Here is a 22,224-nt window from a genome sequence, read left to right as displayed (position 1 = left end):
AGCCTGTGGACGACACTGCGGTGAACGACGACCTGGACGAGGCGGCCCGCGTCTTCAACGAGCTGCGGCCGCGGCTGTTCGGCATCGCGTACCGGATGCTGTCCAGCGCGACCGAGGCCGAGGACCTGGTCCAGGACGTCTGGCTGCGCTGGCAGACCTGCGACCGCAGCGTCGTCGCCAACCCGGCGGCGTACCTGGCGACGGCGACGACCCGGCTGGCGATCAACGCCGCGACGTCGGCCCGGGTCCGTCGCGAGACGTACGTCGGGCCGTGGCTGCCCGAGCCGGTGGACACCAGCGCCGACCCGCTGCTCGGTGCTGAGCGCGGGGAGGCGCTGGAGTTCGCCGTACTGATCCTGCTGGAGCGGCTGTCGCCGAACGAGCGGGCGGCGTACGTGCTGCGGGAGGCGTTCGACTACCCGTACTCGCAGATCGCGGAGATCCTGCAGCTCAACGAGCCCGCTGTGCGGCAGCTGGTGAGCCGGGCGCGCAAGCGGGTCACCGGCGAGCGCCGTACGCCGGTGGACGGCGCGGAGCAGCGCAGGCTGCTCAGTGCGTTCGTCAACGCGGCCCGGTCGGGAGACCTGGTCGAGCTGGAGAGCCTGTTCGCGTCGGACGTCTCCACGTACTCCGACGGTGGTGGGGTCGTCCGGGCGTCCAAGTTCCCGGTGCACGGCGTGGAGCGCGTCGCCAAGTACTACCGCTCGTTCCACACCCGCTTCTGGGCCGGTGTCGACGTGGAGTACGCCACGGTCAACGGCCGGTCGTCGGCGGTGCTCAGCCTCGACGGCGCGGTCTTCGCCGCGGTCACCGTGGTCGCCTCCTCGGAGGGCATCGACGAGATCTACTGGCAGATGAACCCGGCCAAACTCGCGGGAGTCGGTGGATGATCGACCGCCTCGTCGCGGCGCTCAGGTCGGGACAGGTGGAGCACCTGATCGCGGCGGACGCCGTGCTGGTCTCCGACGGCGGCGGGCAGGTCGCCGTACCGCTGCAGCCGGTGCACGGTGTCCGGGAGATCGCCCGGGTGATCACCGTGCACTGCGCGCACCCCGCTGCCGACCTGTCCGTCGAGCGCGCCAACGGCCGCCCGGCGATCGTCGTACGGCGTGCTGGGCAGGCCTCGGCCGTGCTCTGCCTGGACGTCGCCGACGACACCGTGACCAACCTGTGGCTGATCCTCAACCCCGCCAAGCTGACCGCCTGGCACCGGGATCCGTCCCGCGGATGACCCCGCCGGTCACACTGCGGACCGACGTGCGGACGCCGCCGGCTGACTAGCGTTGGGACCACTCCCGCGGTGGGAGTGGTCGGGCTGCTCTTCGGGCCCGGTCTGGGGGCCGAAGCAGCAGAGGAACGGTGAACGGGATGCTGAGCGTTGCTGGGCTGACCCGGCGGTTCGGTGATCACCTCGCGCTGGACGACGTCACGTTCGACGTCGTCCCGGGGCGGATGACCGGTTTCGTCGGGGCCAACGGAGCCGGCAAGACCACGACGATGCGGATCATGCTCGGGGTGCTCGCACCCTCGGCGGGGCAGGCGCTGTGGGACGGCGTACCGCTGACCCACGCGATCCGCAGCGACTTCGGCTACATGCCGGAGGAGCGCGGGCTGTACCCGAAGATGAAGATCCGCGACCAGCTGATCTTCTTCGGTCGGCTGCACGGCCTCGACCCGGTGCGGGCGGGGGAGCGGACCGACAAGATCCTCGACCGGCTCGGTCTCACCGAGCGGGCCGGTGACACGCTGGAGACGCTCTCGCTGGGCAACCAGCAGCGCGTCCAGATCGCCGCCGCGCTGGTCCACGAGCCGATCGCGCTGGTGCTCGACGAGCCGTTCAGCGGCCTCGACCCGCTGGCCGTCGACGCGATGGTCGACCTGCTCCGCGAGGAGGTCACGCCGGAGGTGCCGGTGCTGTTCTCCAGCCACCAGCTCGAACTCGTCGAGCGGCTGTGCGACGACCTGGTCGTGCTGTCCCGCGGCAAGGTCGTCGCGGCCGGCTCGGTGGCGTCGCTGGCGGCGGGCGCCAGTACGACGTACCGGCTGGTAACCGACGTCGACGCGGGCTGGCTGCGCGACGTGCGGGGGATCAAGGTGCGCGACGTGGACGGCTCGTCCGCGCTGTTCGACCTGGTCGAGGACGGTCAGGAGCAAGTGGTGCTGCAGCAGGCGGTGAGTCGCGGGCAGGTGCTCGAGTTCGGGCCCGAGCGCGTGGCGCTGAGCGACGTTTTCCGGGAGGCGACCCGATGAGTGCGGAGAAGAACACGTTGCGGCACCCGTGGCAGCTGGTGGCGCTCCGGGAGATCAGTACCAAGCTGCGCGACAAGACCTTCATCGGCTCGACGCTGTTCATGCTCGTCGTGGTGATGGCGGCCGTGATCATCCCGGCGCTGCTGGCCGGCAACGGGTCGCCGGACAAGGTCGCGGTGCTGAACGACGCCGGCGCGCGGATCGTCCAGACCGCCGACCAGTTCAACGGCGACGACGGCCTGGAGTCGCTCCGGGTCGCCGACCGCGGCGCGGCCGAGCAGGCGGTCACCTCCGGCGACGCGGCGGTCGCGCTGGTCCCGGCCGACAACGGGTACGTCGTACTCGGTGACGACGAGGTCGACTCCGGGATCGGGAACGCGCTGCGCGAGGCGGTGGTCAGCCTCGGGATGTTCGACAACGCGGCCAAGGCCGGGCTGACGCCCGAGCAGCTGCAGGCCGGTACGGCGGTGCAGGAGCAGCTGCTGAACCCGGGCCCGCTGCCCGAGTTGGCGGCGCAGTTCGTGAACATCGGGCTGGCGCTGGCCTTCTACATGACCGCGCTCGGCTTCGGGATGATGATCGCGCAGAGCGTCGTCCAGGAGAAGGAGAGCCGGGTGGTCGAGATCCTGGCCGCCGCGATCCCGATCCGGGCGCTGCTGTGGGGCAAGGTGGTCGGCAACACGGTGATGGCGCTGACGCAGATCGTGGTGATCGCCGGAGCCTCGCTGATCGGGCTGCTGGTCACCGGGCAGGCCGACATCCTCGACGTGATCGCACCGGTCGCGGGCTGGTTCGTGGTGTTCTTCGTACTCGGGTTCCTGGCGCTGGCCGGGCTCTGGGCGGTCGCCGGGTCGCTGGCGACGCGGCAGGAGGACCTCGGGTCGACGACGCTGCCGGGGCAGATGATCCTGATGATCCCGTTCTTCTTCTCGGTCTTCGCCGGGGGGACGGCCAAGACCTGGGCGTCGTTCGTACCGATCGCGTCGTCGATGGCGATGCCGGGCCGGATGCTGACCGAGGACGTACCGGTCTGGCAGCCGCTGGTGGCGATCGCGCTGCTGCTGGTCGCGACCGTTTTGATCGTGCGGCTCGGGGCACGGCTGTACGAGCGGACGCTGCTGCAGACCGGGCGCAAACTCGGCTACCGAGAGGCACTGGCGCTCAAGGCGTCCTGACTGTGCTTGCCCGGACAGGTCTCCATTGATTGCAGCCGTTACTTATCGTCACAGCCAGCCAAACGTTACAGATATTTGGCTGGCTGTGACGTAACCGCAACACGCGTCAACTGTGTACTGCGGCGTAACCTCGACTACGGTCCCAATGCATGAACGTCGAGCTGCGCCACCTGCGGGTGGTGGTCCTGGTGGCAGAAGCGGGGTCCGTCGGACGGGCCGCCCGCTGGATGAAGGTGAGCCAGCCGAGCCTCACCGCGCAGCTCAAACGGATCGAGTCGGCCTTCGGCGGTGAGCTGTTCGAGCGCTCCCGTACCGGGGTCACGCCGACCCCTCTCGGCCGGTACGCCGTCGACCGCGCTCGCGCGATCCTCGTCGACGTCGACCACCTCTCGGCGACGGTGTCGGCGATGACGGCGGTCGAGACCAGCGCCGTCCGGCTCGGTGGTTTCCCGACCGCGCCGATGTCCGGGATCGCGTCCCGGCTGCGCGACCACGGCGAGATCGAGCAGGTCAGCATCGAGGTCGAGTGGTCGACCAGCGTGCTGCTGCAGCAGCTGGAGAGCGGCCGGCTGGACTTCGCGCTGCTGCGCGAATTCCCGGGGTTCGAGCTGCGGCTGCCGGCGGGGGTGGATGCTTGCACGATCGTCGAGTCGGAGTCGGCGTACGTCGTGATGGCGGCTGATCACCCGAAGGCTGTCGCGACCCGGCATCGTGGCGAGATCGACCTCGCGGATCTCGCGGGGGAGGAGTGGATCGGGGAGCCGCCGGACGACAGTGGCTTCCACGTGCTGTTCCGCGCTTCGTGCGAGGAGGCGGGGTTCACGCCGCGGATCGAGCATCACTCGGTGGACACGTCGGTGCTGATGGGGTTCGTGACGAGTGGGCAGGGGGTCGCGCTGATCTCGCCCACGTCGTACCGGATGCTGTCGAGCGATGTCACGACGCGGCCGTTGGCCGGGGATCCGATTCATCGCCGGCTGATGCTGGCGTGGAGCACGGAGTCGCCGCGGGCGCAGATGGCGCCTGATGTGTGCGAGATGGCGATTCACGCGTACGACGAGGCGTTCGCCGAGCATGCCCGCTGGGGGCAGCATCAGCGGATGCACGTTGCTTAACTTCTTTTACTGAGTGCTGTTCTGCCCGAGGATGCAGAACTCGTTCCCCTCGGGATCGGCGAGCACGACCCAGGACGTCTGGTCACCCTGCCCGATGTCCACGCGCCTGGCCCCGTGCGCCACCAGCCGCGCGACCTCGGCCTCCTGATCATCCGGCCGGAAGTCGAGATGCAGCCGGCTCTTCGACTGCTTCGCTTCCGCGAGCCTCACAAAATCCAACCCAGGCATTTGATCCGCTGTCGGCCGGATCTCGAACTCGTCGTCGCTGTCGAACACCACGACCCAGCCGAGCGCCTCAGCCCACCACTGCCCGAGAGTCTTCGGGGCGGCCGAGTGCACGATCACCTGTTCCCACTGCAAACTCATCCCGCGAGCCTAGGGGGTCGCGGGATCAAGCACCCGCGGGCCGGAACTGCCCGACGAAGAACTCGCCGGTGTCCTCCGGGTCGTCCATCCGCTCCCGGTACTGCTGCCCGACCTCTTCCTTGGGGCGCACGAACGACTGCTGAGTGGGAGCTTCGGGAGCCTTCGGGGTTTGAGCCTTGGGAGCTTCCGGCTTCGGAGCCTCGGCCTTGGGCTCGTCCGCCTTCGGCGGCTCCGGCTGTTCCTGCTGCGGCGCTCCAACTACCGGCGCAGCTACCGGCGCTGCACCCATCGCGGTCGCCCCCGCCGCCGGCGGCTCGCCGTCCTCGTCCTTCTTCGGCACCTCGGCAACCGGCACCGGCTGCGTCGCCTCCGGATCCCCAGGCACCACCCGCGTCTGCTCCGAGTCAGCAGCGACAACCTGCGTCTCGTCAGACTCCGGCGCGATCGGCTCCGTCTGCTTGGGCTCCGCAGCAACAATCTGCGTCTCGTCCGCGTCCGCGTCCGCCTGCTGCTGCTGCTGCTGCTGCTCGGCCTGCTGTTCCGGCTGCTCGGCCGGCTGCTGCGGCTGCTGGGCCTGCTGCTCCGGCTCCGCCTGCACGGTCTCGTCCGACTGGTTGCTCACCGCACCGACGACCGCGGTGTTCTCCCGCTCCACCGGCCGGTCCGCCTCAGCGAACTGCATCGTGTGCTCGTCCGCCTGGCTCCGCGGCTGCACCGGCTCCGGCTCGTCGTCGAACAGGTCGTCGTAGCTCGTGTTCCCGAAGCTCTGGAACCGGTTCTCCGCCGGCGCGTACTCAGCCGCCGCCACCGGCGCCGCGTAAACAGCAGCGACCTCAGCCTCCTGCTGCGCCTGCGCCGCTTCCTGCTCACGCTGGCGCCGCTCGGCCTCGGCCCGCTCGCGCCGGCGCCGCCGTACCGCCTGCACCATCTGCTGTACGGCGTACACGAGCGAGATCACCGCGAGAACCGGGACCAGACCGTTCAGCGTGTACGTCTTGATCCCGTCGATCATCCCGGTCGTCACACCCGGGACGTCGTTCAGGAAGTTCGTCGTCCGGTTCGGGATCCAGTGCACCGTGTAGATCATCGCGCCGAAGGTCAGCGCGGCCCCCAGCGCGGCTGCTCCGGAGAAGTACGAGACGACGGCCCAGAAGATCAGCGCTCCGATGCCGTAGGCAAGCGCCATCTCCTTCGCGTTCAGCTCGAGCCCGCCGTCAGCGGTCAGCACTCCGAACGCGGCCGGCCCCGCCAGCGCCGCAACGATCCCGAGCAGGAAACCAAGGAATTTGGACACGTCCCCACCGTAGCGACGTTTCCCCCACACACAGCGACGACACTTCGGCACCCCACCTACGGACCGTCACGGTGCCCGAAATCCCACACCCACAGGAAACTCTACGGAGTAACAGCCAACCCGTAAGTAATCCCCGACGGCGCCGGATCGACGTGCTCCAGGTCAGGCGTCCGCTCGTACTCGTCCCAGGCCAGCATCCGATCCAGCTCCCGCCGTACCAGCCCGAGCACCTCGGTCACCGGCACGTCGCGCCGGAGCTCCTTGGACAACGTCGTCACATCGGCGTCCGAGATCCCGCACGGCACGATCCGGTCGAACCAAGCCAGGTCGTTGTCGCAGTTCAACGCGAACCCGTGCATGGTCACGCCCTGCGAGACCCGGATCCCGATCGCCGCGATCTTCCGCTCCCGACCGCGCTCGTCGGCCGGAACCCACACCCCGCTACGCCCCTTGACCCGCCCGGTCCGCACGCCAAGCTCCGCACAGACCGCGATCAGCGCCTCTTCCAGCCGCCTGACGTAGTCCACCACGTACACGTGCGAGGCCAGCTTCACGATCGGGTACCCCACCAGCTGGCCCGGCCCGTGCCACGTGATCTTGCCGCCACGATCGACGTCCACCACCGGCGTCCCGTCCACCGGCCGCTCGTGAGGCTCGGTCCGCTTGCCGGCCGTGTACACCGGCGGGTGCTCGAGCAGGATCACCGTGTCCTCACCGATGCCCTCGGCAACAGCAGCGTGCAACCGCCGCTGCTCCTCCCAAGCCCGCTCGTAGTCGACGGCGTCCCCGCCGAACCCGGCCTCCACGTACTTGATAGCCCTCACGTCATCGAGTGTATGCCTCGCCGTACGTCGCCCGGCGCCCACCGTCCACAGCCCCCGGCTCCCCGGCCCACGTGCGCTCCTCGACCCAGGCCTGCTTGTGGATAACTCTCCAGCCGTTCCGGCCGATTCGTGCACCCTCTTGGCATGGCACTCGACGACATCGCCGGCTACAGCCTGCGCCGCAAGCTCGGGTCCGGATCGGCCGGCACCGTCTGGCTGGTCCGGGACCTGGCTTCCGGCCGCCACGCCGCCCTGAAACGCATCCCCACCCCGACCATCACCGACCCCACCACCTTCGAACGAGACCTGACCACCCTCCTCACCATCGATCACCCCCACCTGGCCCGCCTCATCGAAGCCCGCCAGTCCGACCAAGACTGGCTCCTCTTCACCCAACACGTCCCCGCAGGCAACCTCTCAGCCCTCCTCTCCAGAAGAGGAGACCTCTCCAAAGGCGAGCTGGTCACCCTCATCAGCCCCCTCGCCGACGCGATATCAGTCCTCCACCAACACAACCTCCACCACGGCCGCCTGACCCCCAACAACGTCCTCTTCGACGCCGACGGCCGCCCGGTCATCACCGACACAGCCCTCCGCTCCCAAACCCCCACCACCCCAGCAGACGACGTACAAGCCCTCTCCACCCTCACCCACCTGGCAGCCGGCAGCACTCCCGTCCCACCCACCCTCTTCACCCAAGCAACCCCCCAAGCCATCTCCCGCAACATCCTCACCCTCGCCCCACCCGCTCCCCTCAACCTCGCCTTCCCAACCACAGACCCACCTTCACCCCGACCACCCACCCCCACCCCAGCGCTGCCCACCCAAACCCCACTCCGCCCACCCGTCCAACCCACCCGCCGCAAACCCCGCCGAAACACCCCCCACCGAGCCCGCCGAGACAACACCACCCGCCTCAACAAAATCCTCACCACCCACCGAGCCCCCCGCTCCCGCCGCACCACCTACGGCATCCTCGCCGCCACAGCCCTGGCAGCCCTGATCGTCACTGCCGTGGCCATCACCACCCTCGGCGTCCTCAACACCCCCACCGCCAACCCCGCCGCAGCCGCCCCCCAAACCCCACTCTCAACCCCAAAACCCACGCCACCCCTCAAGCCAACCCCAAGCCCCTCTCCTCAAAACTCCTCAACCTCCTGGCATCAAACCCTCCAGTCCCTCGACGCCCTCCGAGCCCACGCCTTCCTGACCCTCAACCCAGCCGAACTCGACAACATCTACCAACCAGGCACCCACCCCTGGACCACCGACCGAGCAGCCATTGCCACCTACAAATCCCAGAACATCCGAATAGCCAACCTCCGCTTCCAAATCCAGCACCTCACCCAAGAACCCACCCCCGGCCCCACCGTCACCCTCCGAGTAACCGACCGCCTCATCTCCGCCACAGCCCTGACCCCTTCCGGCCCAACCCACCTCCCACCCGGCCCACCCACCACCCGCCGAATAACCCTCACCCCCACAGGAAAAACCTGGCGCATCACCACCATCACCCCCGCCTGACAGGACACCCCCATGCCCAACTGCCCCCCACCCACCAGCAAACCCTTCGTCACCCCTGCACCCCACCCCCGGCACAATGCCCCCATGGACGGCTGGCACGACGAACTAGGCTTCCTGACCCTCGCCGCCGGAGGCATCGCCTGGGTAGCCCTCTACTCAAAAGACCGCGAGGTCATCCCCGGCCTACTCCTCTTCCTCCTCGGCGCAATAGTTGCCCTAAGTATCTGGCTGTCCGGCCACCGCCAAGGCAAAGCAAAAGCCCACCAACAAACCAAGCCCCCACCCGACACCCCACAACCACCCGACTGACCCAAGCCACTCACCAACGCTGGCACCACGACCCGCTCGGCGCCGTCGACCGCACACACCTCGCCCGAGCAGCCCCGCACCCCGTGGGTCGCGAGACCATGCCGACCTGTCAGTCGCCGAGCTGCTGCAGGACTACGCAGCCGCACACCAAGGCCACTTCCCAAGCAGCCCAACCCTGACCGCCCCGCACAGCATCAGCACCCCAACACTTGCTCGGCGTCCCCCCCGGCTCGTCGGCTCCTGCCCCTGCGCCTACCTCGCGCGGGTGTGGTGCGTGCATCCCCGCGTCGCTCTCCCAGCCGATCACCCGCTAGTACGCCGGCCGACGGATCTGCACCGCACGTGTATCACCGCCACCATCGAATACGTTGTACCGCCCACCGCCCACCGCCCACCGCCCACCGCCCACCGCCCACCGCCCACCGCCCACCGCCCACCGCCCGCCGCCGCGCGACGCCCGCTCAGCTCCTCCATCGCCGCCAGCGAGTACGTCGTACAGGCCGCTGCCACTGCCACTGCCGCTGCCCGCTGGCGTGCGTGGGCGACCCGCACCATCGGCTGCAGCGCCGACGGCCTGGTGTTGCGTCGCTGCAGTTCCTGTCGGCGCCTTCGACTGCTGTGCGACGCTTGCTCAGCTCCCTCACCGCCGCCAGCGAGTACGTCGTACAGGCCGCCGCCGCTGCCCGCTGGCAGGCGTGGGCGACCGCACCGCTGGCTGCATCGCCGACGGCCCGATGTTGCACCGCTGCAGATGCTGTCGGCGCAGTCCACCGCCGCGCGACGCCCGCTCAGTTCCTTCACCGCCGTCACATCAAGGTGCTACGCGCCGCGCGCTGGCGTGTGTGGCCCACCGCCCGGAGCCGCGCGATGTCGTGCTCAGCTGATCGACCGCGAGGGTCTGCCCGATGGGCGCCGACGCGTGCGGCCCTCCGATCGGAGCGCGCTCACCTCCGCTCCCGCCGTTGCCTCTGGGCATTGCTCAGCTCTTGCTCCGGGTGGGCCAGCCAGTCTCGTCGGCGCTGGCTCGTCGGTGAGGTGGCGGCTGGGGTTGCCGGTCTTTCATGGTGCGTGGTGGGGGGCTTGGGAATCGCACGTGGGAGTTGGCGTCTGCCGGGAGCAGCGAGTGTGTGGCGGCTGGTACATCGATTGCGCCGCGGCGTGGTCGCGCGGGTCTGTCGAGTGGGGGCGGCGCCGCGGCGGGTTCGTCTGGGAGGGCGTTGGTGCGGGTTTGGGAGGCGGGAGGCAGGAGCAAGAAGGCGGGAGGCACGTGGTGATTGCGGGCGCTGCGATGCGTCTGTCGTACGGCTACCGGTGTTGGCGTTGCGACGGGTTCGGCTGTACGGCGGGCTGTGTCGGTGCTGCTGTGGGGGCGAGAGCTGGTTCGGCTGGGGGAGTTCGCGGGTCTTGTGGGCTAGCTGGCCAAGGCTGCTGCGATGGCCTGTTGTGGTGTGGGATGCGCGAACGTGAAGCCGGTGGTTTGGAGGGTTGTGGGGAGGGCTCGTTTGCTGCCTAGGAGTTCCCAGGCGAATTCGCCTAGGGCGGTGGTCATGGCGATGGCGGGGACGGGGAGGAGGGCGGGGCGGTGGAGGTGGGTGGCTAGGGCTTGGGTGAAGGTCTTGTTGGTGATGGGGGTGGGGAGGGTGATGTTGACCGGGCCTTCGACCTCGTCGTGTTCGGCTGTGTGGCGGACGGCGCGGAGCCAGTCTTGGAGGGAGACGACGGGGAAGTACTGGGTTCCGGAGCCCAGGCGTCCGCCTAGGCCTAGGCGGAAGGGGAGGGCGAGGAGTTGGAAGGCGGGGGCTTGGCGGGCCAGGACTACGCCGGTTCGGAGGGTGGCTACTCGGCAGCCTGCTTCTTGGGCGGGGGTGGTGGCGCCTTCCCAGACTCGGACCACGTCGGCGAGGAAGCCGTCGCCCAGTGGGGTGGATTCGGTGAGGAGGTTGTCGCCGCAGTCTTTGCCGTAGCCGCCGATGCCGGACTGGGTGAGGAGGGTGGGCCTCCGGTCGAGTTGGGCGGCGGCTTGGGCGAGGGTGGCGGTGGTGCTGACTCGGCTTTCGCGGATGGTCGCGCGGTACGTCGGGGTCCAGGGGCGGCCGATGTTGGCGCCGGCGAGGTTGACGATAACGTCGGCGTCGTCGAGGGGCTTGAGGTCGAGTTGGCCGGTGGCGGGGTTCCACTGGAGTTCGTCGGGGGAGGACGGGGTACGGCGGACCAGGCGGGTGACTTGGTGGCCGGCGGCAACGAGGTCGCGGGTGAGGGCCGTGCCGAGGAAGCCGGATGCGCCGGCGAGGACGTACTTCAACGGGACCTCCGGAGGACGAGGTGATCGGCGGGGAAAAGCAGCGACCCGCTGCGGGCTGGTGCCCGAGCGGGTCGGCTGGTGGTGCGTCGGCGTACGGATCAGACGTCGAACTGGGCCTCTTCCAGGCGCGCCTTGACGGCCGTCAGGTAGCGGGCGGCGTCGGCGCCGTCGACCAGGCGGTGGTCGTAGGTGAGCGCGAGGTAGACCATCTGGCGGATCGCGATGGTTTCGCCGAGCTCGGAGTGGGTGATGACGACCGGGCGCTTGACGACCGCGCCGGTGCCGAGCATGCCGACCTGGGGCTGGTTCAGGATCGGGGTGTCGAACAGGGCGCCGCGGCTGCCGGTGTTCGTGATCGTGAACGTGCCGCCGGCCATCTCGTCGGGCAGCACCTTGTTGTTGCGGGTGCGGTCGGCGAGGTCGGCGATCTTCTTGGCCAGGCCCGCGATGTTCAGGTCGCCGGCGTTGTGCACGACCGGGACCATCAGGCCCTTCTCGGCGTCGACGGCGATTCCGAGGTGCTCGGCGGCGTGGTACGTGACCTCGCCGGCCTCCTCGTTGATCGAGGCGTTCAGCTTCGGGTACTGCTTCAGCGCGTCCACCGCGGCGAGCGCGAAGAACGGCAGGAAGGACAGCTTGACGCCCTCGCGGGCGAAGAACTCGTCCTTCTTCGCGTTCCGCAGCTTGGCGATCTCGGTCACGTCGACCTCGACGACCGTGGTCAGCTGGGCGGAGACCTTCAGCGAGTTCACCATGTGGCTGGCGATCGCCTTGCGGATCCGGGACATCTTCTCGGTGGTACCGCGCAGCGGGCTGATCGCGGCCTTCGCGGCCGGGGCCGCTGCTGCCGGAGCGGCGGCGGGGGCCGGGGCGGCCTTGGCTGCCTCGGCGGCGGCGATGACGTCCTGCTTGCGGATCCGGCCGCCGACGCCGGTGCCCTGGACCGAGCCCAGGTCGACGTTGTTCTCGGCGGCGAGCTTGCGGACCAGCGGGGTGACGTAGTTCGGACCCTCGGAGGAGGAGCCGTTCGAGCTGGCGGCCGGGGCGGCTGCCTGCTGCGGGGCCGGGGCGGCCTGCGGAGCCGGAGCCGCCTGCGGGGCGGGGGCTGCTGCCGGGGCCTGAGCAGCCGGAGCCTGTACGGCGGGCGCCTGCGCGGCGGGGGCCTGGGCGGGCGGGGCCTGCTGCGGCGCGGGGGCTGCGGCCGGGGCCTGGGCGGCGGGGGCGGCCTGCGGGGCCGGCGCCGCGGCCGGAGCCTCGGCGGCCGGAGCCTCCTGCGCGGGGGCTTCCTGCTTGGCCTCGGCCGGGGGCTCCTGCTTCGGGGCCTCCTGGGCGGGGGCCGCGTCGCCGGAACCGACGACGGCGAGCTCGGCGCCGACCTCGACGGTTTCGTCCTCGGCGACCTTGATCTCCAGCAGCTTGCCGGCGACCGGCGACGGGATCTCGGTGTCGACCTTGTCGGTGGAGACCTCGAGCAGCGGCTCGTCGACGGCTACGTCGTCGCCGACCTGCTTCAGCCAGCGGGTGACGGTGCCCTCGGTCACGCTCTCACCCAGGGCGGGGAGGGTCACCGAGGTGCCACCAGAAGAACCAGAAGAAGACTGCTGAGCAGGTGCTTCCGCAGCAGGAGCCTGCTCGGCAGGCGCTTCCTGTACCGGAGCTGCAGGAGCTTCCTCAGCGGGAGCCGGCTCGGGCTCAGCCGGAGCCTCCTCAGCAGGAGCCTCCTCGGCGGGAGCCTCCGCGGCCGGGGCCTCCTGCGCCGGGGCGGCGTCGCCGCCCGTGGACTCGCCGGCGTCGCCGATCACGGCCAGCTCGGCGCCGACCTCCACGGTCTCGTCCTCGGCGGCCTTGATCTCCAGGAGGGTGCCGGCGACGGGCGACGGGATCTCGGTGTCGACCTTGTCGGTCGAGACCTCCAGCAGGGGCTCGTCGACGGCAACCGTGTCACCGACCTGCTTGAGCCAGCGGGTGACGGTTCCTTCGGTGACGCTCTCCCCGAGGGCCGGCAGGGATACAGAGGTCGGCATGACGGTCGTTGCTCCTTCGTCGATCGGTCTCGAAGTCAGCCTACGGTGCCGCCGGAACGGGGCGCCGCCGGGTCACGGCGGACACGCCCGTAGCGGCGCACCACCAACTTACTCGTGGAAGTGCAAAGGCTTTCCGGCCAGCGCCAGGTGCGCTTCGCCGAGGGCCTCGTTCTGGGTCGGGTGGGCGTGCACGAGCGGCGCGACGTCGGCCGGGTACGCCTCCCAGTTGTAGATCAGCTGGGCCTCGCCGATCAGTTCGCCGACCCGGGAGCCGACCATGTGCAGGCCGACCACCGCGCCGTCCTTGGCCCGGACCAGCTTCACGAACCCCTGGGTCTTCAGGATCTGGCTCTTGCCGTTCCCGCCCAGGTTGTAGTTCAGGATCTCCACCTCGCCGTACGCCGCCCGCGCCTGCTCCTCGGTCAGGCCGACCGAGGCGACCTCCGGCTCGGAGTAGGTGACGCGCGGGATGCCGGCCTCGTCGATCGGGGCCGGGTTCAGCCCGGCCAGGTGCTCGGCGACGAAGATGCCCTGCTGGAAGCCGCGGTGCGCGAGCTGCAGCCCGGGCACGATGTCGCCGACGGCGTACACGCCCGGGACGCTGGTCTGCAGGTTCTGGTCGACGGTGACGAAGCCGCGGTCGAGCGCGACGCCGACCTCCTCGTAGCCGAGGCCGGCGGTGTTCGGGCCGCGGCCGACCGCGACCAGCAGCAGCTCGGCCTCGATCACCTCGCCGCCCGCGACGGTCACCTTGACCCCGTCGTCGGTGACCTCGACGGACTCGAACGACGTGCCGGTCTTGAAGCCGATCTTGCGCTTGCGGAACGCCCGCTCCAGGGTCTTGCTGCAGTCGGCGTCCTCGGCCGGGACGAGCCGCGGCAGTGCCTCGACGATCGTCACCTTGGTCCCGAACGACGTCCAGGCGCTGGCGAACTCGACACCGATCACGCCACCGCCGAGCACGACCGCCGACCCCGGCACCCGGTCCAGGGTCAGCGCGTGCTCGCTGGCGATCACCCGGCGGCCGTCGATCTCCAGGCCGGGCAGCGAGCGCGAGTACGAGCCGGACGCGATGATCACGTTCTTGCCGGTGTACGTCGTACCGCCGACCTCGACCGTCGTCGGGGAGGTCAGCCTGCCCTCGCCCTCGATCACGGTGATGCCACGGGACTTGATCTGTCCCTGCAGGCCCTTGAAGAGGCGGTCGACGACGCCGTCCTTGTACTTGTTGACGCCGCCCATGTCGACGCCCTCGAGCGTCGTCCGGACGCCGAACTGCTCACCCTCGCGGGCGGAGTCGGCGACCTCGGCGGCGTGCAGGAGGGCCTTGGTGGGGATGCAGCCACGGTGCAGACAGGTGCCGCCGAGCTTGTCCTTCTCGACGAGGGCGACGGACTTGCCGAGGACGGCGGCGCGCAGCGCGGCGGCGTAGCCACCGCTGCCTCCGCCGAGGATCAGCAGGTCGTACGTCGTGTCTGCCGTGGTCGTCACAGGTTCCTCCGTGGGTCAACTGGTCAGCGGGCGGTGGGTGCCCCGGGTCGCGGGGGTGGCCCGGCGTCATCTTGTCATCGCGGGGCCGCTGGGTCGCCTTTGGGCTCGCCGCGGCGGAGCAGCGGCCGCGGAACGCGTCCGGTCAGGGCAGCCACCGCGGGGGTGGTGTCCGGAAACCCGGAGGCGGGCTGCGCAGCAGCGGCGCGACGCCGGCGGCCGGGCCGAACTTTTCCCGCGAGGGCGGCGTCGTACCGACCGATGTGGGGGCCGCGTGCCGGCCCGGCCCTGGGCGGTGCGGAGGGGTGGCCGGGGCGGCACGTGATGGATCCGCGACTTATTTGTGGTGATAGGGGACACTTTGTCCATGAAGTGGTTCGGTCGCCGGCAGAGGCCGGGCACGATGCGTAAGTCGGACAACCCCGACCAGGCGCACCTGCGGGAGTTCGTCCAGACCCGGCAGGGGGTCGAGGGCTTCGTCGAGCCGCGCACCGCGGTCACGGAGTACACGATGCTCCTGGTCGCCGTCGACGGTGAGTGGACGCGGCGGCGGGTGCCGTCGGTCGAGTGGGCGCACAACTTCGCCAACAAGCTGGGCATCCCGTCGTACGACGCCGCCGTGGTGGGGTACCCGCCGCGCATGCGCGAGTACAACGCCCGCCAGAAGAAGAACGGCCTCGCCTAGCTACAGGATCGGCACGCGCCGCCGCACACCAGTAGTCAGCTCGGTGTCGACAGTGCCCAGCAGCAACCCCGGCTCCGAGCCCAGCCGCGCGCTGACTCGCCCCAATGGATCAGCGAGCACGCTCCGGCCGATCCCCAGCGGGTCGGACCCGGCCGGCGCGGTCCAGGCCTTGTCGCAGGCCAGCACCCAGGCCTGCGCGTCCGACGCGCGAGCACGCGTCAGCAGATCCCACTGCTCCTCCTTGCCCGGCCCGGCGCCCCAAGAAGCCGGTACGACGACCAGCTCCGCGCCCAGCCGCCCGAGCGCGCTGAACTGGTCGGCGAACCGCAGGTCGTAGCAGGTCGCCAGCCCCACGGTCAGCCCGCCCAGCGCGAACGTCACCAGCTCCTTGCCCGGAGCAACCAGATCGGACTCGCGCGACCCGAACGCGTCGTACAGGTGGATCTTGCGGTACGACGCCTCGACGCCCGGCCCGGTCGCGAGCAGCGTGTTGTGCACCCGCCCGTCGGCCGCCGGCTCGAACAGGCCCGCGACCACCACCACACCGGACTCCTCGGCGACCTTGCGCAGCCCGGTCGCGAACGGCCCGTCCAGCGGCTCGGCGACCGCCCGCAGATCACTCCCGAACGCGGCCAGCGTCGCCTCCGGCAGGGCGACCAGTTGCGCCCCGGCGTCCGCGGCCCGCCGGACGGCGTTGATCGCAGCGGCTAGATTGGCGACAGGGTCAGCGCCGATCAGGATCTGGGCGGCAGCAACAGTGGTCGGCAGTGACTCGCCAGCAGCATTCTGCGCGGTCAGGGATGTCATGAACCCTCCAAGGCTGTATACATTGAGTATGCAATTGAGTGGGGACTCCGGCCGCGACCGCGCCTACCAGTACCTGCGAGGGACCGTGCTCAGCGACCCCGCGGTCTCCGGTACGTTCATCAACGAGCAGGCCGTCGCGACCGAGGTCGGGATCTCCCGGACGCCGGTCCGGGAGGCGCTGCTGATGCTGGCCGCCGAGGACCTGGTCCAGCTGGTCCCGCACCGCGGCGCGTTCGTCGCGCCGGTGCCCGGCCGCGAGATCGCCGAGATGATGCAGGCCCGCGGTGTGATGGAGTGCTGGGCCGCCACCACCTGCCTGGCCGCCGGTACGACGCCGGTCGCGTCGATGTCGGCCGTACTGGACCAGCAGCGGGCGATCGTGGAGTCCGGCGACGCCAAGGACTTCATCGAGCTGGACAGCCAGTTCCACGCGCTGCTGATCGAATCGGCCGGTAACTCGGTGCTCGGCCGCCTGTACGACAGCCTGCGCGCGCGGCACGTGCTGCTGGGCGTCGTGGCGCTCGGCCGCAGCGCCACCCGGCGCCAGGACGTGCTGTCCGAGCACCAGGCCATCGTGGACGGCCTGGCCGGTGGCGACAAGGCGGCTGCCGAGGCGGCGATCCTCCGTCACCTCGACACCACCGGCGCCATCCTCATGCAGGGCTAGTCGTTGCCGCGGCGTCCTGCGGGCTGGCCGCCGCATCGTCCTGTACGGCGCGGCCGAGCCGCAGCCCGACCAGCGTGACCACACAGGCGACCACGATGTACGCCGCGATCACGTACCCGGTACCGGCCTTGGCCAGGAAGTACGTGAACGCCAGCGGCGCCAGCGCCCCACCGATCACCCCGGCCAGCGTGTAGGCCAGCGAGCTGCCCGTGTAGCGGAGCCGGGCGGTGAACTGCTCCGACACGAACGCCGCCTGCGGCCCGTACATCAGCGAGTGGAACACCAGCCCGATCACCACCCCGGGCAGCACGGTGGCCAGTGACGACGCGATGGCGAAGAACACCACGCTCCACACTGCTCCGCCGACCGCACCGACCGCGTAGACGAGCCGCCGGCCGTACCGGTCGGACAGCCAGCCCGACAGCGGGATCAGCCCGACCTGGAACGCCGATCCGACCAGTACGGCGGTGACCGCCTGGCCGCGGCTCATGTCGAGCTCCTGCGTCGCGTAAGTCAGCACGAACACGGCGAACATCGCGTAGAGCACGTCCGGCCCGACCCGGGCCAGGATGGCCGCCGCCAGCCCGCGCCGCTGCGTCCGGAGCACCTCGGTGACCGGTGCGGTCGGCCGGTCGCCGCGGGCCTCCAGCTCCTTGAACACCGGGGTCTCCTCCAGCCTGGTCCGGATCAGCAGACCGAACCCGACCAGTACGGCGGACAGCAGGAACGCCACCCGCCAGCCCCAGCTCAGGAACGCGTCCTCCGACAGCGCACCCGCCAGCACAGCCAGTACGCCGTTCGCCATCAGCGTGCCCAGCGGCGGACCCACCTGCGCGGCCGACGCCCAGAACCCGCGCTGGCCGGCCTGGCTGAACTCGCTGCTGAGCAGCACCGCGCCGCCCCACTCGCCGCCGACCCCGACGCCCTGCACGAAGCGCAGGAACACCAGCAGCGTCGGCGCGATCGCACCGGCCTGGGCGTGCGTCGGGAGCAGGCCGATGAAGAAGGTGGCCACCCCGATCAGCAGCAGCGTCGCGACCAGCACCCGCTTGCGGCCGATCACGTCGCCGAGCCGGCCGAAGAAGATCCCGCCGAGCGGCCGCGCGACGTACCCCACGGCGTACGTCGCGAAGGCCTGCAGGGTCCCGGTCAGCGGGTCGCTGCCCGGGAAGAACAGGTCGCCGAAGACCAGGGCGGCGGCGGAGCTGTAGACGGCGAAGTCGTACCACTCCAGCGACGTGCCGGACAGGCTCGCGGCGAACGCCTTGTAGAGGCTGCGGCGGTCGCCCTGGGCTGCTGGTCCCGGGCTGGTGGGCAAAGGCATCGGGTGGACCTCCTTCGGTCGATGCTCCATACTCGTCGTATACAACGTGTTCACGCAAGTGCTGACGGAGGTCTCCAATGTCCCAGGTCCTGCGATTCACGCTCCCGGACGGTCGGGAACGGGCGATCCAGGTGCGCTACGCACTCAACGCCGGGTACGCCGGCCGCGACACCGCGCAGGTCCAGCACCACGTCGACGAGCTGGCCGAGCTGGGGGTACCCGCACCACGGCGGATCCCGACGCTCTACCCGCTGTCGGCGTCGCTGGTCAGCCGACCGGAGGTGGTCCAGGTCGCGCACGGGCGGACCTCTGGGGAGGCGGAGTGGGCGCTGATCGTCGGTGACGGGCCGGACGACCTGCTGCTCACCGTGGCGTGCGACCACACCGACCGGGCGCTGGAGGTGCACGGGGTCGCGTGGAGCAAGCAGACCGCGCCGGACGCGCTGGGGGACGTCGCCTGGCCGTTGCAGGAGGTAGAGGCCGAGCTGGACGGGTTCACGCTCAAGGCGTGGGTGCGGCACGGCGACGACGAGCAGCTGATCCAGGACGGGACGCTGGCGCAGCTGCTGCCGCCGTCGTACTGGGTGAAGGAGCTGGGTGACCTGCTGCGGCCGGGGACTGTCCTGCTCAGCGGGACGATCCCGATGATCGCCGGGGTCGACCAGTTCGCCGACGCGTGGCGGGTGGAGCTGACCGACCCGCGCGGGCTGACCAGCCGGATCGAGTACGCCGTGGAGCAGCTCGCCGCGGCCTGGGAGTGAGATGAAGGCCCAGCACGAGTTCTTCGCCGCGGATCAGGTCGCCTGGACGCCGGATGCCCCCGGAATCACCCAGCGAGTGCTGAGTGAGGGCCCCGAGGACAACCTCACCCGCATCGCCCGCTGGGCGCCGGGCACCACCACCGACAGCGTGATCCGGCACGAGTACTTCGAGGAGGTCTACCTGCTGGAGGGCTCGCTGACTGACCTCACCCTGCAGCAGACCTTCACCGCCGGCCAGTACGCCGCCAGGCACCCCGGCATGCCGCACGGCCCGTACAGCACCGAAGAGGGCTGCACCATGCTCGAGGTCCGCTACCCAGCCGGGTAGCGGACCTCGAGGCAACGAACGTCAGCTGGCCGCCGCGGCCAGCTCCACCAGCGTGCGGACCGAGTACCCGGTACCGCCGGTGGGGGTGTAGCCCGAGGGGCCGCCGTCGTTGAACGCCGGGCCGGCCACGTCCAGGTGCACCCAGTCGATGCCCTCGGCAACGAAGTCGCCGAGGAAGGCGGCCGCGGCCAGCGCGCCGCCCCACGGCTCGCCGGTGATGTTGGCCAGGTCGGCGACCTTCGAGTGCGAGCGCAGCTTGTCCAGCATCTCGGCCGGGATCGGCAGCGGCCACATCGCCTCGCCGGCCGCGACCGCGGCGTCGACGACCCGCTCGCGGGCGGTGTCGGTGTTGGCGAACGCACCGGCCACCTTGGTGCCCAGGGCAACGACACAGGCGCCGGTCAGGGTGGCCACGTCGACGATCAGGTCGGGTGCGTCCTCGGACGCCCGGACCAGCGCGTCGCCGAGCACCAGCCGGCCCTCGGCGTCGGTGTTCAGCACCTCGACCGTCTTGCCGCCGTACATGGTCAGTACGTCGGACGGCCGGGCCGCCGAGCCCGACGGCATGTTCTCGGCCATCGCGGCGTACGTGGTGACCTGGACCGGCAGCCCGAGCCGGGCGATCGCGAGGGTGGCCCCGACGACGGCGGCCGCGCCGGCCATGTCGGCCTTCATGCTGACCATGCCGGACGCCGTCTTCAGCGACAGGCCTCCGGAGTCGAAGGTGATGCCCTTGCCGACGAAGGCCAGGTGCGTGACCGGCTTCTTCGGGGTGTAGCTGAGCCGGACCAGCCGCGGCGGGTTGGTCGAGCCCTGGCCGACGCCGAGGATGCCGCCGTAGCCGCCCTTGGCCAGCGCCTTCTCGTCGAGCACCTCGACCTTGACGCCGTACTCCTTGGCCAGCTTCTGCGCGTGCGCGGCGAACTCGGCCGGGTGCAGGTCCGACGGCGGCGTGTTCACCCAGTCGCGGACCTGGTGGACCGCGTCGGCGACGATCTGGGCGCGCTCGAGCGCGGCCTTGGCGTCCTTGTTGCGGGCCAGGTCGGTGATCAGCGTCAGGTTGCCCGGGGCGTCGGTCGAGGCCTCGGACTTGTACGCCGTGAACGAGTAGCGGCCGATCAGCGCGCCCTCGGCCACCGCGCGGACGCAGTCGGCGTCGGGGGTCGGCAGCGCCAGCGCGACCGACTGCGTGGTCTTGGCCGCCCGGACGCCGACCCCGGCGGCGGTGCGCAGGTCCTCGGTCTTCAGCGCGCCGTCCGGCGCGGTCCCGAGGCCGACCGCGATCAGCGTCGCCGACTTGCCCGGCTTCGGGCCGGGGACCTTGGTGACCTCACCGGCCTTGCCGGTGGCTCCGAGCCCGGACAGCACCTCCACCAGCCGGCCGTCGTACGCGGCGTTCAGCGACTCGGTGCCGGCCGGCAGCGCCACGCCGCCGTCGAGCTTGACGACACCGATGACGACGGCGTCGGTCCGGACGCCGGCCGCATCTGACTTGCTCAGGGTGATGGTGCTCACGAAATCCTCAGTCCTCCTTGACCGGATGGCAGGTGCGCCGGTCGTGACGGTACGTGAAAGCTGCTTCAGCATGCTACGTGGCGGCGGCGGTGGAGATGCGTGCCACACCACCACCGCTGCCCGATCGGGCTCCGCGGGCCGCCGCCGGTCCGGTAGGTTCCGCTGCATGACCAGCTTGAAGAAGTCCCCGCTGCACGAGCGGCACGTCGCCCTGGGAGCCAAGTTCGCCGAGTTCGGCGGCTGGGAGATGCCCCTGGAGTACGGCGGGGTGGTGGCCGAGCACACCGCGGTCCGGACCTCGGTCGGCGTCTTCGACGTCAGCCACCTGGGCAAGGCGACGGTCAAGGGCCCGGGTGCGGCGGCGTACGTGAACTCCTGCCTGACCAACGACCTGGGCAAGATCGGGCCGGGCCAGGCGCAGTACACGCTGTGCTGCGCCGAGGACGGCGGCGTGGTCGACGACCTGATCGCCTACCTGCACGCCGACGACGACGTCTTCCTGATCCCGAACGCGGCGAACACCGCCGAGGTCGTGCGCTGGCTGGCCGAGCAGGCGCCGGACGGTGTCGTGGTGACCAACACCCACGACGACTACGCGATCCTCGCCGTCCAGGGCACGCACTCCGACGACGTGGTCGCCGCGATCGGCCTGCCGACCGGCCACGACTACATGGCCTTCGCCGTCGCCGAGTACGCCGGTACGCCGGTCGTCGTCTGCCGCACCGGCTACACCGGTGAGCGCGGCTACGAGTTGGTCGTCCCGAACGCCGCCGCCGTCGCGGTCTTCGACGCGCTGCTGGCCGCGGGGGAGCAGTACGGCATCGTCCCGGCCGGCCTGGGCGCGCGCGACACCCTGCGCACCGAGATGGGGTACCCGCTGCACGGCCAGGACATCTCGCCCGAGATCACTCCGGTCCAGGCCCGCTCGGGCTGGGCGGTCGGCTGGAAGAAGGAGCACTTCTGGGGCGACGCCGCCCTGCGCGCCGAGAAGGAGGCCGGCCCGAAGCGCGTCCTGCGCGGCCTGCGCGCCGTCGGCCGCGGCATCCCGCGCCCGCACATGACCGTCGCCGGCCCCGGCGGAACCCTCGGCGAGGTCACCTCCGGCACCTTCTCCCCGACCCTGAAGAAGGGCATCGCCCTGGCCCTCCTCGACGCCTCGGTCAAGGAAGGCGACCAGGTCACCGTCGACATCCGCGGCCGCCAGGAGGCCTTCGAGGTCGTCAAGCCCCCGTTCGTGACGGTCAACGTCCGCCAGGACTGACTCCTCCGCCGGCTCACCACCCGGGGGCCGATCGGAAGTCGCGGCGCCGCACTCCCACGACAGTGGGCCTGCGGCGCCGCTGCCGTCCCGCACCAGCTGTTGCCGGGGGCGCCCGTCAGCAGCATGCCGGTCAGCAGGGCGAGCCCGGCTGCAATGGCAGTCCATGGTCTGTGCACGCGTCACTCGCTTCCGGGGAGGCTGAGCG

Annotated in this window: 21 protein-coding genes; 12 read left to right on the top strand and 9 right to left on the bottom strand. The window is 70.6% G+C overall.

From position 1 onward, the window contains the following. Nucleotides 1-5: 5 nt before the first annotated feature. From AB0M01_RS19810 to AB0M01_RS19790, 5 genes are all read left to right on the top strand, one after another. A complete protein-coding gene (locus tag AB0M01_RS19810; protein WP_363671393.1) occupies nucleotides 6-890 on the top strand; it encodes an RNA polymerase sigma-70 factor in 885 nt (294 codons plus the stop codon). Further along, the gene (locus AB0M01_RS19805; protein ID WP_363671391.1) at nucleotides 887-1,231 is read left to right on the top strand and encodes a hypothetical protein; all 345 of its coding nucleotides are present in this window, start codon (nucleotides 887-889) and stop codon (nucleotides 1,229-1,231) included. Before AB0M01_RS19810 ends, AB0M01_RS19805 begins: the two co-directional genes overlap by 4 nt. A gap of 137 nt (nucleotides 1,232-1,368) precedes the next feature. Continuing rightward, a complete protein-coding gene (locus tag AB0M01_RS19800) occupies nucleotides 1,369-2,250 on the top strand; it encodes an ATP-binding cassette domain-containing protein (RefSeq protein ID WP_363671389.1) in 882 nt (293 codons plus the stop codon). Further along, nucleotides 2,247-3,425 carry an ABC transporter permease gene (locus AB0M01_RS19795; RefSeq protein WP_363671386.1) on the top strand — a complete coding sequence of 393 codons (1,179 nt, stop codon included), beginning with the start codon at nucleotides 2,247-2,249 and terminating at the stop codon, nucleotides 3,423-3,425. Before AB0M01_RS19800 ends, AB0M01_RS19795 begins: the two co-directional genes overlap by 4 nt. A gap of 149 nt (nucleotides 3,426-3,574) precedes the next feature. Next, complete coding sequence (locus AB0M01_RS19790) at nucleotides 3,575-4,540, top strand: LysR family transcriptional regulator (RefSeq protein ID WP_363671384.1); 966 nt, start codon at nucleotides 3,575-3,577, stop codon at nucleotides 4,538-4,540. A 6-nt stretch (nucleotides 4,541-4,546) separates the two neighbouring features. Here the strand turns inward: AB0M01_RS19790 and AB0M01_RS19785 are convergent, their stop codons facing one another. From AB0M01_RS19785 to lipB, 3 genes are all read right to left on the bottom strand, one after another. After that, nucleotides 4,547-4,906 carry a VOC family protein gene (locus tag AB0M01_RS19785; RefSeq protein ID WP_363671382.1) on the bottom strand — a complete coding sequence of 120 codons (360 nt, stop codon included), beginning with the start codon at nucleotides 4,904-4,906 and terminating at the stop codon, nucleotides 4,547-4,549. Between the two features lie 25 nt (nucleotides 4,907-4,931). Then, on the bottom strand, nucleotides 4,932-6,200 hold the full coding sequence (locus AB0M01_RS19780; RefSeq protein WP_363671380.1) for a hypothetical protein: 1,269 nt from the start codon (nucleotides 6,198-6,200) through the stop codon (nucleotides 4,932-4,934). Between the two features lie 101 nt (nucleotides 6,201-6,301). After that, a complete protein-coding gene (gene lipB / locus AB0M01_RS19775) occupies nucleotides 6,302-7,024 on the bottom strand; it encodes a lipoyl(octanoyl) transferase LipB (protein ID WP_363671378.1) in 723 nt (240 codons plus the stop codon). Between the two features lie 144 nt (nucleotides 7,025-7,168). On the opposite strand from lipB, the gene AB0M01_RS19770 reads away from it, so the two are divergent. Together AB0M01_RS19770 and AB0M01_RS19765 are read left to right on the top strand one after the other, a co-directional pair. Beyond that, nucleotides 7,169-8,548, top strand: a complete 1,380-nt coding sequence (locus tag AB0M01_RS19770; protein ID WP_363671376.1) for a protein kinase — start codon at nucleotides 7,169-7,171, stop codon at nucleotides 8,546-8,548. 84 nt (nucleotides 8,549-8,632) lie between these two features. Further along, on the top strand, nucleotides 8,633-8,857 hold the full coding sequence (locus AB0M01_RS19765) for a hypothetical protein (protein ID WP_363671374.1): 225 nt from the start codon (nucleotides 8,633-8,635) through the stop codon (nucleotides 8,855-8,857). 1,411 nt (nucleotides 8,858-10,268) lie between these two features. Here AB0M01_RS19765 and AB0M01_RS19760 read toward each other — a convergent pair. The 3 genes from AB0M01_RS19760 to lpdA all read right to left on the bottom strand — a co-directional run bounded on the left by AB0M01_RS19760 (nucleotide 10,269) and on the right by lpdA (nucleotide 14,674). Further along, a complete protein-coding gene (locus AB0M01_RS19760) occupies nucleotides 10,269-11,159 on the bottom strand; it encodes a TIGR01777 family oxidoreductase (RefSeq protein WP_363671372.1) in 891 nt (296 codons plus the stop codon). A gap of 98 nt (nucleotides 11,160-11,257) precedes the next feature. Next, nucleotides 11,258-13,183: a 2-oxoglutarate dehydrogenase, E2 component, dihydrolipoamide succinyltransferase gene (gene sucB / locus AB0M01_RS19755; protein WP_363671370.1), complete on the bottom strand. Its 1,926-nt coding sequence runs from the start codon at nucleotides 13,181-13,183 to the stop codon at nucleotides 11,258-11,260. 108 nt (nucleotides 13,184-13,291) lie between these two features. Further along, nucleotides 13,292-14,674, bottom strand: coding sequence for a dihydrolipoyl dehydrogenase (lpdA, locus tag AB0M01_RS19750; RefSeq protein WP_363671368.1), 1,383 nt, complete (start codon nucleotides 14,672-14,674; stop codon nucleotides 13,292-13,294). 364 nt (nucleotides 14,675-15,038) lie between these two features. On the opposite strand from lpdA, the gene AB0M01_RS19745 reads away from it, so the two are divergent. Continuing rightward, a complete protein-coding gene (locus AB0M01_RS19745; RefSeq protein WP_363671366.1) occupies nucleotides 15,039-15,356 on the top strand; it encodes a hypothetical protein in 318 nt (105 codons plus the stop codon). On the opposite strand, the gene AB0M01_RS19740 is transcribed toward AB0M01_RS19745, so the two are convergent. Continuing rightward, nucleotides 15,357-16,163 (bottom strand): carbon-nitrogen hydrolase family protein, encoded by an 807-nt coding sequence (locus AB0M01_RS19740; RefSeq protein ID WP_363671364.1) that lies wholly within the window; start codon nucleotides 16,161-16,163, stop codon nucleotides 15,357-15,359. Between the two features lie 28 nt (nucleotides 16,164-16,191). Between AB0M01_RS19740 and AB0M01_RS19735 the strand changes: the two genes are divergently transcribed. Beyond that, complete coding sequence (locus AB0M01_RS19735) at nucleotides 16,192-16,830, top strand: GntR family transcriptional regulator (protein WP_363671362.1); 639 nt, start codon at nucleotides 16,192-16,194, stop codon at nucleotides 16,828-16,830. Here the strand turns inward: AB0M01_RS19735 and AB0M01_RS19730 are convergent. Then, complete coding sequence (locus AB0M01_RS19730; protein ID WP_363671360.1) at nucleotides 16,817-18,154, bottom strand: MFS transporter; 1,338 nt, start codon at nucleotides 18,152-18,154, stop codon at nucleotides 16,817-16,819. The genes AB0M01_RS19735 and AB0M01_RS19730 overlap by 14 nt on opposite strands. A 77-nt stretch (nucleotides 18,155-18,231) precedes the next feature. Between AB0M01_RS19730 and AB0M01_RS19725 the strand changes: the two genes are divergently transcribed. Both AB0M01_RS19725 and AB0M01_RS19720 read left to right on the top strand, forming a co-directional pair. Next, entirely contained in the window at nucleotides 18,232-18,915 is a 684-nt protein-coding gene (locus AB0M01_RS19725) for a DUF2848 family protein (RefSeq protein ID WP_363671358.1), read from the top strand. Between the two features lies 1 nt (nucleotide 18,916). Further along, entirely contained in the window at nucleotides 18,917-19,243 is a 327-nt protein-coding gene (locus tag AB0M01_RS19720) for a cupin domain-containing protein (protein ID WP_363671356.1), read from the top strand. Between the two features lie 21 nt (nucleotides 19,244-19,264). Here AB0M01_RS19720 and AB0M01_RS19715 read toward each other — a convergent pair whose 3' ends face one another. Continuing rightward, nucleotides 19,265-20,758: a leucyl aminopeptidase gene (locus AB0M01_RS19715; RefSeq protein ID WP_363671354.1), complete on the bottom strand. Its 1,494-nt coding sequence runs from the start codon at nucleotides 20,756-20,758 to the stop codon at nucleotides 19,265-19,267. A gap of 166 nt (nucleotides 20,759-20,924) precedes the next feature. On the opposite strand from AB0M01_RS19715, the gene gcvT reads away from it, so the two are divergent. Beyond that, nucleotides 20,925-22,019: a glycine cleavage system aminomethyltransferase GcvT gene (gcvT, locus tag AB0M01_RS19710; protein WP_363671352.1), complete on the top strand. Its 1,095-nt coding sequence runs from the start codon at nucleotides 20,925-20,927 to the stop codon at nucleotides 22,017-22,019. The last annotated feature ends 205 nt before the right edge of the window (nucleotides 22,020-22,224 follow it).

This window comes from Kribbella sp. NPDC051770 (assembly GCF_040681455.1).
Taxonomy (GTDB): Bacteria; Actinomycetota; Actinomycetes; order Propionibacteriales; family Kribbellaceae; genus Kribbella.
This window is presented reverse-complemented; position numbering and strand designations above follow the sequence as displayed.